Raw genomic sequence first — 17244 nt, 5'->3', positions numbered from 1 at the left:
CCCTCATTGTGTCTCGCCCGCCTTCGGGCCTCTCGCCCCAGTGCTGGGGTGTCGCTGCACGCGGGCCTCCCGCCCTCCGGTGAGGGGTCGCTCGTTGCTCCCGGCGCGCTTCGCCGCGAGCAACGAGCGACCCCTCACCGGCTTCGACGACGTGCTGTTGACTGGAGAGAACAGACGGGCGGCGCTTGTGCGACGCCGTGAGAGGCACCCATGACGCGACCGCACGTCCTGATCTCCGGCGCGAGCATCGCCGGCCCATCGCTCGCCTTCTGGCTGGGCCGCTACGGCTGGCGCACCACTGTCGTCGAGCGGGCGCCAGCGTTCCGCGAGGGCGGCCAGAACATCGACGTGCGCGGCGCCGCCCGCGAGGTGCTCCGACGCGCCGGGCTCGAGGACGCCGTCAAGGCCGCTACGACGGGCGAGCTCGGCACGCGCTTCCTTGGCGCTGGCGGCGCGGTCGTCGCCGAGTTCCCGGCGACGGCGTCCGAGACGAGCGGCGCGACTGCGGAAGTCGAGATCCTGCGCGGCGACCTCTCGCGGATCCTGGTGGAGGCGACCAGCGACGCGGGGTCCGGCGCGACACGCGGCACGTCCGGTACGTCCGGCACGTCGGCCGTCGCACCATCCACCGGCACCACCGAGTACGTCTTCGGCGACCGCATCACCGGACTCGACGACACCGGCGACGGTGTCGACGTCACGTTCGAGCACGGCGAGCCGCGCCGGTTCGACCTCGTGATCGCGGCCGACGGCATCGGCTCGTCGACCCGTCGGCTGGTCTTCGGCGACGAGGCGGTGGTCCGGCCCCTCGGCATGGAGATGACGTACCTGACGATCCCGCGCACCGAGTCGGACGTCGACTGGTGGCGCTGGTACAGCGAGCCCGGCGGGCTCGCAGTGACCCTGCGGCCCGACCGCCACGGGACCACCCGCGCCGTGCTGACGTCGATCCTCTACGACGACGAGGCGACGCAGCGCGCCAGCCGCCGGAGCCCCGACGAGCAGCGGGCCCGCCTTCGCGACCAGTTCGGGAGCTCCGGCTGGGAGGCGCCGCGGGTGCTCGACGAGCTCGACAAGGCCGACGACGTCTACTTCGAGTCGGTCGGCCAGGTGCACGCGCCGAGCTGGTCGCGAGGCCGGGTCGCCCTCACCGGAGACGCCGCCTGGTGCGCGTCCCCCCTCAGCGGCATGGGCACGAGCCTCTCGCTCGTCGGCGCCTACGTGCTCGCGGGCGAGCTCGCCGCCCACGTCGATCACCGCGACGCGTTCGCCGGCTACGACCGGATCATGCGGCCCTTCGTCGACCAGGCCCAGAAGCTGCCGCCGGGGGTCCCCCGCGTCGCCAACCCGCGCACCCGGGCAGGTCTCGCAGCGTTCCACACCGGCCTCCGCGTCGCATCGAGCCGCGTCGCCTCCCGTCTCGGCGCCAAGCTCTTCTCCCCGCCCGCCGACAAGATCGCCCTCCCCGACTACGCGCACCTGGAGAGGTCCCCTCAATCGTCCCGATAAAGCCCGGTGAGGGGTCGCTCGTTGCTCCGAACCACCCTCTCGCCCGACAACGAGCGACCCCTCACCCGCTTTTGTTGGGGCCAGCAGGGGCAGCAGGGGCGGGGCGCAGGAACTGGCCGGCCGCCGCCGCACCCACGCGCACCCCGCCGACCCACACGCCGGCGAGGCCCGCCGGGCTGCGCCGCGGGTCGTCGTACGTCGCCCGGTCGGCGTAGGCGCCGAGGTCGACGAGCTGCAGGTCGGCGGCGGCCCCGACCTCGATGCGGCCTCGTCGGGCCAGCCCGAACCGGTCGGCCGTGGCCGAGGTCATCCGCGCGAGGGCCGCGTCGAACGGCAGCACCCCCAGGGTCAGCGCCCGCGGGAAGGTGCCGTAGAGGCGGGGGTGCACGAATCCGGCCTCGCGCGGGAGCCCGTCGCTGCCGACGAGCGTGTGCGGCCACGCGAGGGCCTGCCGCATGCCGTCGGGGTCGGTGTGGAAGACGACGACGGTGAGCTGCCCGGCGGCCCCGACGACGAGGTCCGCGAGCGCGTCGAGGGGGTCTTGCGCCCGCGACGCGGCGATGGCGTCGACCGACAGCCCCTCGTACTCGGCCATCGTCGCGGGGAACCCCGCCAGAAGGATGCGGCCGGGCCCGACGGCGGCCCACTGGTTCTCGAGGGCGGTGGCGGGCCACGGGTGGTCGAGCCGCGCGAGGAGGGGCCGCCGCGTCGTCGGGTCGGACAGGAGCGCGACCAGTGCGCCCTGGGCGTCCGGCGGGAAGAGCGAGGCGACGGTCGTCGACCCGGCGTCGTACGGGTAGACGTCGGCCGTGACGTCGATGCCCTCGTCGCGGAGCGCATCGAGGTGGTCGATGATCGCCGGCATGCCGCCGGCGTTCGCGGGCCCGGTGACCTTGAGGTGGCTGATGTGGAGGCGAGCGCCGGTGGCTCGGGCGAGGTCGGCCATCTCGTCGATGGAAGCGCGCAGGTGGTCGGCCTCGTTGCGGATGTGCGCCACGAGCAGGCGGTCGTGCCGTGCGGCGGCGGTCGCCAGCGCGAGCAGCTCGTCGCGGGTGGCCTCGTCACCCGGTGCGTACATGAGGCCGAGCGAGATGCCGGCTGCGCCTGCGTCGAGGGCTGAGGCCGCAGTTCCTGCGATCGCATCGACTTCAGCCGCTGTGGCCGGGCGGCGTTCGAATTCGAGGGCGGCGGCTCGCAGCGGAGCATGAGGCACCAGCGCCACGGTGTTGACGGCTCGGGCCTCGGCGGCGATCTCGGCGAGATAGTCGCCGAACGTGGGCCAGTGGCGGTCGGGGAACGGCCCGAGCACAGGCGTCGCGCTCTCGGCGAGGCCGGGCGACGACGGTGCGACGCCGAGCCCGCAGTTGCCGAGCACGGTCGTCGTCACGCCCTGGCCGGTCTTGGGGTCGAGGCCGCCGGGGCGGAACAGCGCGGCGTCGTCGTGCGAGTGCGCGTCGATGAAGCCCGGGAGCATCGCCCGGCCGGACGCGTCGACGACCTCGGCACCGACGGGTGCCGCTGCGCCTGCTTCGACCGCTGTGATGAGGCCGGCCTCGACGACGACGTCGGCCGGTCTGCTCGGAGCGCCGGTGCCGTCATGGACCGTCGCGCCGCGGAAGACCGCTACTCGAACCGCTGCCACGTCGGCTTGTTGGCGTACGTGTAGTCGTAGTAGTCGCGCAAGGTCAGCCGGGCCGCCGCCGCCTCGTCGACGACGATCGTCGCGTGCTCGTGGAGCTGGAGGGCCGACCCCGGGCACATCGCCGAGAGCGGCCCCTCGACCATCGCCGCCACCGCATCGGCCTTGGCTGCCCCCTGCGCGACCAGCACGACGCGCTTCGCCTCGAGGATCGTGCCGAGCCCCTGCGTGAGGCAGTGCGTGGGAACGTCGGCGGGATCGTCGAAGAAGCGGGCGTTGGCTTCGCGGGTCGACGGGGCCAGAGTCTTGATGCGGGTGCGCGAGGCGAACGACGACGAGGGCTCGTTGAAGCCGATGTGGCCGTTCGCGCCGATCCCGAGAATCTGCACGTCGATACCGCCGGCCGAGCGGATCGCCTCGTCGTAGTCGCGCGTCGCCGCCTCGATGTCGGAGGCTCGCCCGTCGGGGACGCGGACCCTCGACGGGTCCATGCCGAGAGGCCCGACGACGTCGCGGGCGATGACCGACGCGTAGGACTCCGGATGGTCGAGCGGGATTCCGACGTACTCGTCGAGCGCGTAGCCCGACGCTCTCGACAGATCGAGGTCGCCGGCGTCGACCAGCGCCGCGAGCGACTCGTAGATGCCGAGCGGCGACGAGCCGGTCGCGAGCCCCAGGACGGCCTCGGGCTTCTCGCGCGACACCCGCGCGATCAGGGCCGCGGCCGTGCGGCCGACCTCGGCGGGGGTCGGCTTGACGATGACCTCCACGCGCTACTCCGCGATGTTCGCGACGAGCTCGGCGATGAACGCCGCGCGCTCCTCGCGAGTGGACGGACGACCGGGCACCCCCGGACGCATCTGCCACGGCAGCGGCCCCGACGCCTTCCGGTACTCCACGCCGATCGCGTCCAGCCGGGCGAGGTGCGCCTCGAGGCGCGGCTCGAACTCGGCGAAGTCGCGATCGCCCTCGGTCCAGACGGCCTCGGCGAGCGCGCACAGGCGAGGGAAGACGAGGTAGTCGACGGTGCGGGGCGAGTCCATGTGCTCGGTCCAGATGTTGCCCTGGCCGCCGAGCACGTGGGCGGCCTCGTCGGCGGTGAGCAGCGCGGGGACCGGCTCGAACGCGTAGACGTCGGCCACGGTGAGCGGGATCGAGACGGGGATGGGCTCGTCGGGGTCGGTCGACTGGCGGTAGTCGAGGTAGACCTGGTCGTCCGGGCAGGCGACGACGTCGTGACCGCGCTTCGCCGCCGTGACGGCACCCGTCATGCCGCGCCACGAGGCGACGATCGCCGACTCCGAGATCTCGCCCTCCAGGATCTCGTCCCAGCCGTAGATGCGGCGGCCCTTCGCCGTGATGTGCGCGTCGAGCTCGCCGATGAACCAGGTCTGCAGCTCGGTCTCGTCGGTGAAGCCGCGCTCGCGCATGATCTCCTGCGTGCGGGCGTCGGCCTTCCAGGCGTCGCGCGGGCACTCGTCGCCGCCGACTCCGATGATCGGCGACGGGAAGAGGTCGAGGATCTCGTCGAAGACGTCTTTGTAGAAGTCGACGGTCGACTGCTCCATGTTGAGCACGTCGTGGATGATGCCCCAGGCGGGGTAGACGTCGAGCTGCTTCGACGGGTCGAGGCCGAGCTCCGGGTACGCGGCGATGGCGGCCTGGCTGTGGCCGGGCACGTCGATCTCGGGCACGACCTGGATGTGGCGGGCGCTCGCGTAGGCGACGACCTCGCGGATGTCGGCCTTCGTGTAGAAACCGCCGTGCGGGCGGTTGTCGAAGGTGGCCTCGGGGCCCGCGCCGACCTGCGAGTTCTTGCGCCACGACGCGACCTCGGTGAGGCGCGGGTACTTGTCGATCTCGATGCGCCAACCCTGGTCCTCGGTGAGGTGCCAGTGGAGCACCGACAGCTTGTGCATCGCCATCAGGTCGATGAAGCGGAGCACGTCGTGCTTCGGCATGAAGTGCCGGGCCACGTCGAGCATGGCGCCGCGCCAGCCGAACTTCGGGGAGTCGACGATCGTCACGGCCGGGAGGGTCCAGGCGACGCCCTCGACCGGTGAACGGCGGTACGACTCGGCGGGCAGGAGCTGAAGCAGTGTCTGGATGCCGTGGAACACGCCGGCCGCATCGCCGCCCTGCACGACGACGCCGTCGACGGTGACCTCGAGGCGGCACTCCGACGCGCGGAGGTCGGCGGCGAGGCCGAGCACGATGGCGCGGTCGGCGAGGTCGGCCTCCTTCAGCGGGAGGCCGGTCGACGGGCGGAGCGCCGCCTGCAGGAGCGCGGCCTCGCCGTCGAGGGCCTCCGGCGCGACCACGCGGGTGCGGGCGTCGAGGGCGAAGGAGCCGGTGCCCTCCACCAGGCTGGACGGACGGGGAACGAGTGAGATCGTCATCGGTACTGCTATCCCTTCACGGCGCCGGCCGACATGCCGGACACCAGATTGCGCTGGATGATCATGAAGAACACGACGACCGGCAGCGAGAACAGCACGGAGGCCGCCATCTGCCCGCCGAAGTCGGTGCCCGAGGTCTGAGTGGTGAACGACGCCAGCCACACCGGCAGCGTGTAGTGGCTCTGGTCCTGCATGAACGTGTAGGCGACGATGTAGTCGTTCCACGCCGCGATGAACGCGAAGACGCCCGAGGCGATCACGCCCGGCATGACCAGCGGGAAGAGCACCCGGGTCAGGACCTGCCACGTCGACGCCCCGTCCATCCGGGCGGCCTCCTCGACCTCCATCGGGATGGCCAGGAAGAACCCGCGCATGACCCAGATGGTGAATGGCAGGACGGCCGCGACGTAGGCGAGCATCAGGCCGACGTAGGTGCCGATGAGTCCGATCTGGCTGAAGATCAAGAACTGCGGGATCAGCAGGGCCGTCGCCGGCAGCATCTGGACGACCAGGATGACGACCATGATCGAGCGGCGCCCGCGGAACCGGAAGCGCGAGAGAGCGGCTGCGGCGAACAGGCCGAGCAGGATCGAGAGGATGACGGCACCCGACACGACGATCGCCGAGTTGCGCAGGTAGACGAGAAAGTCGCCCTGCGTGAACGCGACCGCGAAGTTGTGCAGCGTCGGGTGGTGGGGATAGAACTCCGGCTTGGACGTCATCGCCTCGGTACGGGGCTTGAAGGCCGTGTTGATCATCCAGTAGACCGGGAAGATCCAGACGATCGAGAAGACGACCGCGATCGTGTGGCTGATCCAGCGCGGGCGCTTGCGGCGACGCGTCGACTTCACCGCTGTCGGCGCCGATGCGGGGGCGTGGTCGGAGACCTCGTCGGTCGAGAGGCGGGGCGCGGTCGTGGTCACAGGTCTTCTCCCGAGCGGATCAGGTTGCGGATGTAGAACACGGTGAGGATCAGCAGGATCAGCGTCGTCACGACCGAGATCGCGGCGCCCTGCCCGAGATGGAACCCGACGAAGGCCGTCGTGAACGTGAAGACGCCGAGGGTGGAGGTCGCATCGTCGGGGCCGCCCTGCGAGACGAGCCAGATCTGGTTGAAGACGTTGTAGTCCCAGATCACCGAGAGGATCGTGACGAGCAGGAGGGTCGGCTTGAGGAAGGTCAGGGTGATCGTCTTGTAGACGCCCCACTCGGAGGCGCCGTCGAGACGGACGGCCTCCTTGAGCTCGGTGGGAATCTGCGTCTCGGCCGCGTAGAGGGTGAGAGCGATGAAGGGCACCGCCTGCCAGACGATGAGCATCCAGATCGACGCGTACGAGAGGAAGGCGTTGTTCGACCAGTCGACGTTCGTCATGTCGCCGAAGACGTGCAGATGCGTCAGGAACCAGTTCATGACGCCGTAGCCCGGCTGGAACAGCCATTTCCACACCAGCGAGGAGGCGACGTTGGGCATGCCCCACGCGAAGATCAGGACGATCGTGACGACGTAGCGCATCACCGTCGACAGCCGTGTCAGGAGGTGCGAGACACCGGTGCCGATCACGATGCTGCCGGCGACCATCGCGGCCGTGAAGAGCACCGTGCGGATCAGCGACCACCAGAAGTCGGGATCGGTGAACAGCGACAGGTAGTTCGCGATGCCGACCGAGTCGTAGGCGCCGGTGTAGAGCGTGCGCTGGTCGTAGTCGGTGAACGAGGTCACGACCAGGTAGATGATCGGTGCGACGAGCACCGCCAGCAGGACGATTCCCGCCGGGCTGAGCAGCCACAGCGGCGCGAGGCTCCTGCGAGGCCCCTTCGCCGCTCTGCGGAGGCCGGGGTTCACGGTCGAGATGGCCATTCGGTGCCCTTCGGTCGATCGGTGGAGCGCGGTGAGAGGAGACGAGCGGGGCGGCGCCGGAGCGTCGCCCCGGCCCGTCTACTTCGCGTTGAGCGTCTTGTCCGCTGCGGTGTCGAAGCTCGACGCAGCCGATTCAGGCGTCTTCGAGCCCGAGGCGACGGCCGAGAAGAGCTGGTTGATGCTCTTGTCGCCCTCGAGGCCCGCCCACTCGCCCGAGGCCGGAGTGGCCTTCGAGTTGAGAGCCGCGTTGAAGAAGCCCTTGTCGATGTCGCTCAGCGTCGAGTCGGCCGCCTTGATGCCGTCGGTGCTGTTCGGGATCCAGCCGTCGTTGCCGTACACCCACTTCGACTGGACCGACGGGCTGGCCGCGATCTTGGCCCACTGCAGCGCGAGGTCGGTGTTCTTCGACTTCGCCGCGATGCCCCAGTCCGAGCCGCCGAGCATGACGGGCTGCGTCTTGCCCGACTTTCCGGGGAAGGGGAAGGTGCCGATGTCGCTGTCCTTCAGCTTCGGGTTGGCCTTCTTGACGAGGTCCACGTACCCGTTGGTCGAGAGGATGGCGCTGGTCTTGCCGTCGGCGAAGATCTGCGTGAAGTCGGGGCTGTCGGTGTCGAGCGTCCGAGAGGCCTTCGACGAGTACGCGTTCTGGAACTCCTTGAAGTCGGCGAGACCCTGCTGCGCCTTCGAGTCGCCGAGACCGGCGGTCCACTTGCCGTCCTTCTCGGTGGCGATCTCTCCGCCGGCGTCCCAGACGAACTGCATTCCGGCGTACCACTGCTGGCCCGGCAGGTAGAAGGGAGAGAAGTCGGAGGTCGACTTGTTGGCGGCGGCCACCTTGTCGAGGTCGGCGGTGAGCTCGTCGTAGGTGGTCGGAGCGTCGGTGACGCCGGCCTTCGCCCACGTCGTCTTGTTGTAGATGACCGCGCGGGCGCCGGCGAAGCCGGGCAGGCCGTAGAGCTTGCCGTCGACCGTGGCGGGCTCCGAGAGCCCGGTCAGCCAGGTCTGACCCTGGGCGAGGTCCTTCTTGTACGGCGTGAGGTCGAGCAGCGCGCCGTTGGCGGCGTAGCTGGCGACCTGCGTGTTGCCGAGGTCCATGACGTCGGGCGGCGTGCTGGTGGCGAGCGCCGTCGAGATCTTGGTGGTGATGCCGTCCCACTGCTGGATCTGGACGTCGACCTTGGCGCCCGTCTTAGCAGTGAACTCCTTGTTGATCTCGGCGATGGTGGCGTCGGTGTAGTCGCCGGTCATCACCCAGACCTTGAGCGTCTTGCCGTCGCCCTTGGTGGTGGGCACCGACTGCGTGCCACCGCCGGAGGTGCCGGCGTTGCCGCTGCTGGAACAGGCGCTGAGCGCCACGACGGCGGCGAGGCTGAGGGCCCCGACCGCGGCGATCTTCGAAATACGCACTTTCTAACTCCTCGTGGTGAATGTGATCGGAAGGGAAGAGAACAGGTCAGGAGACGCCGAGCTCGGCCTGGAGGACGAGCGAGGCACCCCCCAGGAGGACGAGATCGGTGTCGCCGCCGGAGGTGCGCAGGGTGAGCCCCCGGCCGACGGCCGAGAGCGTGCGCGCCTTGACGGTGGCGAGGGCGGCCTCCGCGAACGGACCGTCCAGCAGGGCGGCGGGGCCCGACAGCACGACCTCGTTGAGGTTCAGGGCGCTGATCACCGGGGCGGTGACGATCCCCAGAGCTCGGCCCGCACTGCGAAGTGCGGCGTCGCGTTCCTGCGCCGGAAGACCTGCCACGCGGTCGCTGAGGTAGCGGGCGCCGACGACCGTCTCGAGGCAGCCGCGGCGACCGCAGGTGCACAGGGCGCCCTCGCTGCCGTCGGCCGACGAGTCGACGGTCACGTGGCCCATCTCGCCGGCGGAGAACTGCTCGCCCTCGACGAGCGAGCCGCCGATGATGAGGCCGACGCCGACGCCGTGCTCGATCGTGATGACCATCAGGCTGAGGCCGGGCACGTCGCGGAAGGTGTGGACGCCGAGAGCGGCGACGTTCGCGTCGTTGGCGACCCGGACGGGCACGCGGAAGTGCTCCTTTAGACGCTGCTTCAGAGGCAGGTCGAACCACTCGAGGTGCAGGCCCTCGCGCACGACGCCCTGGTCGTCGACGATGCCGGGCGAGCCGACGCCGATGCCCAGGATGCGGCGGGTGGTCAGCGCGGCCAGGCGCTCGCCGAGTCGGATGACCCGGGCGATCGCGTCGTCGCCCACGGCGCCGTCGATCTCGAGCTCGGCGCGGTCGACGACCTCGCCTCGGAGGTTGACGACGGCTCCGACGAAGCGGTCGGCGCTGGAGAGGTCGAGCACGATCATGTGGAACGCGTCGGCGTTGATCTCGACGAGGGTGGCGGGCTTGCCCACCCTGACGTCTGCGCGCTGGCCGATCTCGGAGACGATGCCGTCGGCCTCGAGCTCGGCGACGAGCACCGACACCGTCGGGCGGGTGAGGCCCGAGTGGCGGGCGAGGTCGGCGCGGCTCATGGCGCCGTTGTGGAAGAGCGCCTGGAGCACCAGCGAGCGATTGTGCACGCGGTTGTGCTGCGGCAGCGCCTTGACCGACACCCGTCGGCGACGCGGTGCCTGCTCCACGATCTCGCTTGTCATGCTCTCGCCTCTCGAAGGCCCGGACGGGCTGGTTGTGTTAGTAAATTGCCCTTACAAACAAAAGTCAAGAACTCTTTTCGGATGTAACCGAGACGAAACCTGCCCGTGATTTGAAGGATTTGTGACGCGCGAATCTTGCGCGCCATCGGATTCGTAAGATTTACTAACAAACATGCACGCCTCGACCCGCCCTTCCCCCGGCGCCCCGCGCGGAGCCCGCCGATGAGGGCCGGCCTCGACATCGGCGGCACCAAGATCGATGCGGTGGCGGTCGACTCCGACGGCACGGTCACCGGCAGCCTCCGTCTTCCGACCGGTTTCGGCGAAGAGGAGGTCGTCGCAGGAGCCGCCGCCGCGGTCGAGGGTCTCCGCCGACTCACGGGCGCGTCGCTCGACAGCATCGGCGTCGGGATCCCCGGCCTCGTCGACCCGGCCACCGGGCGGGTGCGGCACGCGGTCAACCTCGGATTCCACGACACCCCCTTCGGCGAGGCGCTCGAAGCCCTCACGCACACGCCGGTCGCCGTCGAGAACGACGTCAACGCGGCGGCCCTGGGCGCCGTCCACCTCATGGGCCTCGAGGGTCCCGTCGCTTACCTCAACCTGGGCACCGGATTCGCCGCCGGCCTCGTCTTCGATGGAGCGCTCTGGCGCGGAGCCCGCGGCGTCTCCGGCGAGATCGGCCACATCCCCGTCGACCCGCAGCGCGACCTCTGCCTGTGCGGCCAGCGCGGCTGCCTCGAGACCGTCGCGGCCGGCTCGGCGATCGCGCGCCTCTGGCCCACCAACCACCCCTACCCGGCGCAGGACCTCTTCCGTGCAGCCGCCGACGGAGACCCGCACGCCGTCGCCGTCAGCCGCCGAGTCTCCGAGGGAGTCGCGGCCGCCGTCCGCCTGCTCGTGCTCACGGTCGACGTCGAGCGGGTCGTCATCGGCGGCGGAGTCAGCCACGTCGGCGCACCCCTCCTCTCGGCCGTCCGTCTCGTGCTCGAGGAGTGGGCCGCCGCCTCGACGTTCCTCGCCTCGCTCGCCCTCCCCGACCGCATCAGCCTCCTGCCCGAGGGCCTGCCCGTCGCCGCGGTCGGCGCCGCCATGCTGGGGCGACCCTCCTCGGTGGTCCGCAGCGCCTAGCTTCGGGGCCTGACTCCGCCCGGCCCGGCCGCTGCGCTCCCGCGGGCCCGCGCCCCGCCGCGCTCGGCCTCGGGCCGTCGTGCCGCCCGCCGTCGTGCGCGCCCCGCCGCCGCCGCGCCGCCGCGCCGTCGCCGCGCCGTCCCCGCCGAGATGGCCACCGCCGTCGCCTCGCGGCGCCCAGCCCGACAACGCGGGCCACCTCGCGGACCGGCACGCGCGCGACGCGGCGGGTGCTCGCCGTCGAGTGCGCAGTTCCTGCGCCGAATGGCCCCCTGAGCCGCAGATTCCACGCACCCGGTACCCGGCCCGACCTCACCCGCCGCGAGATGGCCTCGCGCGTCGGGTCGGGGCGACCGACCCGAGGACGGCGGCCATCTCGCACCACCGCACCCCACCCATCCCGAGGTGGCCCTCCGGGTCGCCGCGGGGCGACCGACCCGACGACGACGGCCATCTCGACGGCCCTACGAGTACCTCGCCCGCGCGACAGACCACCCCACCCATCCCGAGATGGCCCTCCGCGTCACCGAAAGACGACCAACGCGACGACGACGGCCATCTCGCGCACGGCGAGGCGCAGCCCGGCGGCGCGGCGCGGCCCGGCGGCACGGCGCGCGGTGCACGGTCCGACGCGACCCGGAGCGCGCAGCTGGGCGCGGGCACGGCGGCGCGCACCCGCGGCCGGCCCGGCGCCGCGCGGGCACGCCGCGACGCACGCACCGAGCACGACGAAGGCCCCGCGCACCACGCGCGGGGCCTTCGTGCGGCGGAGCTAGAGCGCCGCGAGCGCCTCGTTCAGCGTCGCCGACGGACGCATGATTGCCGAGGCCTTGGCGTCGTCGGGACGGTAGTAGCCGCCGATGTCGACGGGGCTGCCCTGCACGGCGATCAGCTCGCCGACGATGGCCTCTTCGGCGCCGCCGAGCACGCCGGCGAGGCTGGCGAAGTCGGCCGCGAGATCGGCGTCGGCCGTCTGCTGCGAGAGCTCGTTCGCCCAGTACAGCGCCACGTAGAAGTGGCTGCCGCGGTTGTCGATCGTGCCGATGGCGCGCCCCGGCGACTTGTTCTCGTCGAGGAACGACGCCGTCGCGCGGTCGAGCGTGTCGGCGAGGATCTGCGCGCGGGCGTTGCCGGTCGTCGTCGCGAGGTGCTCGAAGCTGGCCGCGAGGGCGAGGAACTCGCCCAGGGAGTCCCAGCGCAGGTAGTCCTGCTGGACGAGCTGCGTGACGTGCTTCGGAGCGGAGCCGCCCGCGCCGGTCTCGAAGAGGCCGCCGCCGTTCAGCAGGGGCACGACCGACAGCATCTTGGCCGAGGTGCCGAGCTCCATGATCGGGAAGAGGTCGGTGAGGTAGTCGCGGAGCACGTTGCCGGTCACCGAGATGGTGTCCTCGCCGCGGCGGATGCGCTCCAGCGAGAAGGCCATGGCGTCGACGGGCGAGAGGATCTCGATCTGCAGGCCCTCGGTGTCGTGGTCGCCGAGGTACCTCGTGACGAGCGTGATGAGCTGCGCGTCGTGGGCGCGCGACTCGTCGAGCCAGAACACGGCGGGGGCGCCGGTGGCTCGGGCACGCGTGACGGCGAGCTTGACCCAGTCGCGCACGACCACGTCCTTGGTCTGGCACATGCGCCAGATGTCGCCGGTCTCGACCGCTTGCTCGAGCAGGACCGCGCCCGAGCCGTCGACCACGGTGACGGTACCCTCGCCGGGAAGCTGGAACGTCTTGTCGTGCGAGCCGTACTCCTCGGCGGCCTGCGCCATGAGGCCGACGTTGGGCACGGAGCCCATCGTGGTCGGGTCGAAGGCGCCGTGCGCACGGCAGTCGTCGAGCACGGCCTGGTAGATGCCGGCGTAGCTCGAGTCGGGGATGACGGCGAGGGTGTCGTGCTCGGCTCCGTCCTTGCCCCACATGTGGCCGGAGGTGCGGATCATGGCGGGCATCGACGCGTCGACGATGACGTCGCTCGGCACGTGCAGGTTGGTGATGCCGCGGTCGGAGTCGACCATGGCCAGCTCAGGCCCCTTGGCGAGGACGGCCTCGAAGGCGGCCTTGATCTCGGCGCCGTTCGACACCGAGTCGAGCCCGACGAGGATGGCGTTGAGGCCGTCGTTCGGGTTGAGGCCCGCTGCGGCGAGGTCGTCGCCGTACTGCTGGAAGACCTCGTCGAAGAAGACGCGGATGACCTGGCCGAAGATGATCGGGTCGGAGACCTTCATCATCGTGGCCTTGAGGTGCACCGAGAACAGCACGCACTCGGCCTCGGCGCGAGCCATCTGCTCCTTGAGGAAGGAGCGGAGTGCCGCGACGTGCAGGACGGTGGCGTCGATGACCTCGCCCTGCGTGACGGGCACGGCCGAGCGGAGCACGGTCTTCGTGCCGTCGGCCGCCGTGAACTCGATCGAGACGCTGCCCTCGGCGGCGACGACCGTGCTTTTCTCGTTCGAGCGGAAGTCGTCGTGGCCCATGGTCGCGACGTTCGTCTTCGAGTCGGGAGACCAGGCGCCCATGCGGTGCGGGTGCTTGCGGGCGTACTGCTTGACGCTGGCGGGAGCGCGGCGGTCGGAGTTGCCCTCGCGCAGCACCGGGTTGACCGCGGAGCCCTTGACCTTGTCGTAGCGCGCGCGGATATCGGTGTCTTCGTCGCTCTGCGGCTCGTCGGGGTAGTCGGGCAGATCGAAGCCCTGCGACCGCAGCTCGACGATCGCGGCCTTCAGCTGCGGCACCGATGCCGAGATGTTGGGCAGCTTGATGATGTTGGCCTCGGGCGTCTTCGCGAGGGCGCCGAGGGCGGCGAGCTCGTCGGGCTCGACCTGCTCAGGCGTGAGGCGCTCGGGAAAATGGGCCAGGATCCGCGCGGCGAGCGAGATGTCGCGGGGCTCGACCTCGACGCCGGCCTTGGCGGCGTACGCCTCGACGATGGGGAGGAACGAGTACGTCGCGAGCCTGGGGGCCTCGTCGGTCAAGGTGTAGATGATCTTGCTCATGCGAGTGGCGACTCCTTCGTTGGGCGGCCCGCCGCGGCTTGTGGCCCGGCAGAATGTCTTGATATCAAGATACCTTGTCGACCCGTGAGACCGCTGGCATCTCCGTCCACACTATTCGCTCGCCACCCCGTCGACGGAGTTATCCACAGGCGGGCGCAGGAACTGCGCTACGCCGCCACCGGGCTCGACGCCACGGGGCGCCCCGTGAGCCGCAGCGCCACCGCGTCCCCGAACAGGAACTGCTGCTCGACACCGTGCTGCACCGACACGATCGTGTCGTCGTCCAGGCGCACCGTCGTGCGGCGGAGCGAGCCGAGGAAGCTCGTCGATGCGACGGTCCCGGTGATGTCGGCCGGCGCGGCCTGGTCGAGGGGCACGAAGACCATGTCCTCCGGGCGGACGTAGGCCAGCACCTCCCCGTCGGGCAACGTGGGGTCGATCGACGGCAGGCTGGCACCGCGCACCGTGATGGTGCCGCTCCGGAGCACTCCCTGCATGCGGTTGCTGACGCCCACGAAGTCGGCGACGAACGGCGTCCGCGGCGTCAGGTACAGGGCCTCGGGGGTTCCGATCTGCTCGATCTCGCCGGCACGCATGACGGCGACGCGGTCGGCGACGGCGAGCGCCTCCTCCTGGTCGTGCGTGACGAAGACGGTGGTGATGCCGAGCTCGGTCTGGATGCGGCGGATCTCCTCGCGGAGCGACACGCGCACCTTCGCGTCGAGCGCCGACAGCGGCTCGTCGAGGAGGAGCACGCGGGGGCGCGTGACGAGGGCGCGGGCCAGGGCGACGCGCTGCTGCTGGCCGCCCGACATCTGGTGCGCGTAGCGCTCGGCCAGGTGGTCGAGTCCGACCATCTCGAGCGCTTCGCGAGCCCGGACGGCGCGGTCAGCGGCCGAGACGCGGCGCATCTGCAGCCCGAACTCGACGTTCTGCAGCACGGTCATGTGCGGGAACAGCGAGTACGCCTGGAACACCATCCCGATATCGCGCTTGTTCACGGGCGTCGACGCCACGTCGACGCCGTCGATGCGGATCGAGCCGGCGTTGATCTGCTCGAGGCCGGCCAGGGCGCGGAGGGCGGTCGTCTTGCCGCAGCCCGAGGGGCCGAGCAGGGCGATGAACTCGCCGGGCGCGATGGAGAGGGACAGCTCGTCGAGGGCCCGAGTTCCTGCGCCCGGGTACTCCTTGACCACGCCGATCAGCTCGACGGTGGCGCCGTCGCCGAGGCGGGACAGGACGGGTGCGGGGCTGGTGGAGGTCATGACTGGACCCTTCTGGGACGACGACGGCGCGAGCCGGGGCTGGCGGCGCCGAAGCGGCCGATGATGAGGAGGATGACGAAGGCGAACACGAGGGCGGCGAGCGCGAAGATCGTCGCGACGTAGGAGTCGGTCTGGCTGATGAGCAGCAGTGCCGTCTGGAACGTGTTCTGGCTGAGGAAGGCGGCGATCGTGTACTCGCCGAGAACCACCGCGACCGTGAGGAACACGGCGGAGATGACGCCGCGGCGCATGTTCGGCAGAATGACGCGGTAGATCGCGACCGGCCAGCTGGCGCCGAGCGACCGGGCTGCCTCGGTGAGGGTGACCAGGTCGAAGGCAGCGATGTTCGTCGCGATCGGGCGGTAGGCGTAGGGCAGCACGATGATGCCGACCGCGAAGGCGAGGGTCCACGGCTGGCTGCCGAAGACGGCGGCGACCCGCTGGTAGACCGGCACGAAGCCGACCACCAGGACGATCGAGGGGACTGTGATGGGCAGGATGCAGACGAACTCGAGCACGCGCCGCACCCGCGGGTAGCGGAGCTCGACGAGGAGCATCGTCGGCAGCAGGATCAGCAGGATGATCGCGACGGTGAGAAGGCAGATCAGGAGCGAGTTCCTGATTCCCTCGAAGAGCGGCTCGTAGCTGATGCCGAGGGCGGGATCGGTGTGGAAGATCGACGCGTAGTGCGCGAACGAGTAGACGCCGGGCTTGCCGCTGGTGCGGAGCGTGAACTCGAACATGGCGCCCAGCGGCACGAGGAAGACCAGGCCGACCGCGATCAGGATGATCAGGCGGGCCGCCCTGCTCGGCTCGGCCCCGACGCGGGGCGTCCTGCCCCGTCGGGGCGAGGGGCTGGGAACGGTGGTCGGCTCGACCGCGGTCGAGGTCAGCGGGACGGCGCTCATCGCTGCCACCTCGCGGCCCGGCGCTGGAGGAGTGAGTAGAAGAACATGACGACGACCATGATGACGAGCATTCCGAGGGCCAGGACGCCTGCCGTGTTGGAGACGCCGACGATCGTCTCGCTGGTGAGCTGCTGCTTGATCGAGAGCGGGACGATGCCGCCCTGGCTCAGGAGCGCGGCGGCCGTGGCGAAGGACGAGAAGCAGTTCGCGAACAGGAGCAGCACGCTGCCGAAGAACGCGGGGGCGAGGACGGGCATGGCGATCCTGGTCCAGTACTGGAGGCGGGTGGCGCCGAGGGTCGCGGCCGCCTCGCCCCAGGTGGACTTGAGGCCCTCCATCGCGGGCATGAAGGTCAGGACCATCAGCGGCACGGAGAAGTAGGTGTACGGCAGGATCAGGCCCGGGATCTTGTACAGCAGGGCCCCGTCGGCGTTGATGTCGAAGCCGAACGTGTTCTTGAGGTACAGCGTCACGATTCCCTGGAAGCCGACCGTCGCGATGAACGCGAAGGCGAGCATGACGCCGCCGAACTGCGCGAGCACGCTCGACGCGGAGTCGATGACCGTGCGGAGCATGCCCTCGGCCTTCGTGCCGAGGAGGGCGAAGCAGACGAGCGCCCCGATGACGGCGCCGACGACCGCGCTGACGGCCGAGACCAGAAGCGAGCCCTGGAACGACTTGACGATGACCGGGTCGGTCAGCGCCTTCAGGTTGGCGAGGGTGAATCCGCCGTCGGCGCCGAAGAACCCGCTGGCGACCGCGATGACCGCGGGGATCGCCAGGAAGATGACGACGTAGGCGGCGAACGGCGTGAAGCCGAGCCAGGCCGCGCTCCGGCGCCGAGGCGCGGTGCCCCCGGCGCCGGTGCCGGTCTCGATGGAGGACGACGCGATCGACCCGCGAGCGCGGGGTCGTGCATCGGGAATCGATTGCGTCGTCAT

The 17244-nt window shown here is 70.6% G+C and carries 14 protein-coding genes; 2 read left to right on the top strand and 12 right to left on the bottom strand.

Annotation, left to right across the window (positions count from 1 at the left end; genetic code table 11):
- The first annotated feature begins 210 nt into the window (after positions 1–210).
- Positions 211–1509, top strand: coding sequence for an FAD-dependent monooxygenase (locus AC07TY_RS13880; protein WP_494785698.1), 1299 nt, complete (start codon positions 211–213; stop codon positions 1507–1509).
- 61 nt (positions 1510–1570) lie between these two features.
- Here the strand turns inward: AC07TY_RS13880 and AC07TY_RS13875 are convergent, their stop codons facing one another.
- The 7 genes from AC07TY_RS13875 to AC07TY_RS13845 all read right to left on the bottom strand — a co-directional run bounded on the left by AC07TY_RS13875 (position 1571) and on the right by AC07TY_RS13845 (position 10016).
- Complete coding sequence (locus tag AC07TY_RS13875) at positions 1571–3151, bottom strand: N-acyl-D-amino-acid deacylase family protein (RefSeq protein ID WP_494785697.1); 1581 nt, start codon at positions 3149–3151, stop codon at positions 1571–1573.
- On the bottom strand, positions 3133–3918 hold the full coding sequence (nagB, locus tag AC07TY_RS13870) for a glucosamine-6-phosphate deaminase (RefSeq protein WP_494785696.1): 786 nt from the start codon (positions 3916–3918) through the stop codon (positions 3133–3135). Before nagB ends, AC07TY_RS13875 begins: the two co-directional genes overlap by 19 nt.
- 3 nt (positions 3919–3921) lie before the next feature.
- Entirely contained in the window at positions 3922–5547 is a 1626-nt protein-coding gene (locus AC07TY_RS13865) for a beta-N-acetylhexosaminidase (protein WP_494785695.1), read from the bottom strand.
- Positions 5548–5555: 8 nt separating this feature from the next.
- Complete coding sequence (locus AC07TY_RS13860) at positions 5556–6470, bottom strand: carbohydrate ABC transporter permease (RefSeq protein ID WP_494785694.1); 915 nt, start codon at positions 6468–6470, stop codon at positions 5556–5558.
- Positions 6467–7405 (bottom strand): carbohydrate ABC transporter permease, encoded by a 939-nt coding sequence (locus AC07TY_RS13855; RefSeq protein ID WP_494785693.1) that lies wholly within the window; start codon positions 7403–7405, stop codon positions 6467–6469. Before AC07TY_RS13855 ends, AC07TY_RS13860 begins: the two co-directional genes overlap by 4 nt.
- A 78-nt stretch (positions 7406–7483) precedes the next feature.
- Positions 7484–8812: an extracellular solute-binding protein gene (locus AC07TY_RS13850; RefSeq protein ID WP_123507008.1), complete on the bottom strand. Its 1329-nt coding sequence runs from the start codon at positions 8810–8812 to the stop codon at positions 7484–7486.
- A 46-nt stretch (positions 8813–8858) separates the two neighbouring features.
- Positions 8859–10016, bottom strand: coding sequence for an ROK family transcriptional regulator (locus tag AC07TY_RS13845; protein ID WP_123507007.1), 1158 nt, complete (start codon positions 10014–10016; stop codon positions 8859–8861).
- Between the two features lie 222 nt (positions 10017–10238).
- Here AC07TY_RS13845 and AC07TY_RS13840 point away from each other — a divergent pair, with 222 nt between their 5' ends.
- On the top strand, positions 10239–11147 hold the full coding sequence (locus AC07TY_RS13840) for an ROK family protein (protein ID WP_494785692.1): 909 nt from the start codon (positions 10239–10241) through the stop codon (positions 11145–11147).
- Between the two features lie 523 nt (positions 11148–11670).
- Here the strand turns inward: AC07TY_RS13840 and AC07TY_RS13835 are convergent.
- The 5 genes from AC07TY_RS13835 to AC07TY_RS13815 form a co-directional block, all read right to left on the bottom strand.
- Positions 11671–11895 (bottom strand): hypothetical protein, encoded by a 225-nt coding sequence (locus AC07TY_RS13835; protein WP_494785691.1) that lies wholly within the window; start codon positions 11893–11895, stop codon positions 11671–11673.
- A gap of 24 nt (positions 11896–11919) precedes the next feature.
- Positions 11920–14130 carry an NADP-dependent isocitrate dehydrogenase gene (locus tag AC07TY_RS13830; RefSeq protein WP_494785690.1) on the bottom strand — a complete coding sequence of 737 codons (2211 nt, stop codon included), beginning with the start codon at positions 14128–14130 and terminating at the stop codon, positions 11920–11922.
- 167 nt (positions 14131–14297) lie between these two features.
- Positions 14298–15395, bottom strand: a complete 1098-nt coding sequence (locus AC07TY_RS13825; RefSeq protein WP_494785689.1) for an ABC transporter ATP-binding protein — start codon at positions 15393–15395, stop codon at positions 14298–14300.
- The gene (locus tag AC07TY_RS13820; protein WP_494785688.1) at positions 15392–16303 is read right to left on the bottom strand and encodes an ABC transporter permease; all 912 of its coding nucleotides are present in this window, start codon (positions 16301–16303) and stop codon (positions 15392–15394) included. Before AC07TY_RS13820 ends, AC07TY_RS13825 begins: the two co-directional genes overlap by 4 nt.
- Positions 16300–17244, bottom strand: a complete 945-nt coding sequence (locus AC07TY_RS13815) for an ABC transporter permease (RefSeq protein WP_494785687.1) — start codon at positions 17242–17244, stop codon at positions 16300–16302. The genes AC07TY_RS13820 and AC07TY_RS13815 overlap by 4 nt, the downstream gene beginning before the upstream one ends.

The organism is Frondihabitans sp. GW821-FHT04F02 (assembly GCF_059420045.1).
This window is presented reverse-complemented; position numbering and strand designations above follow the sequence as displayed.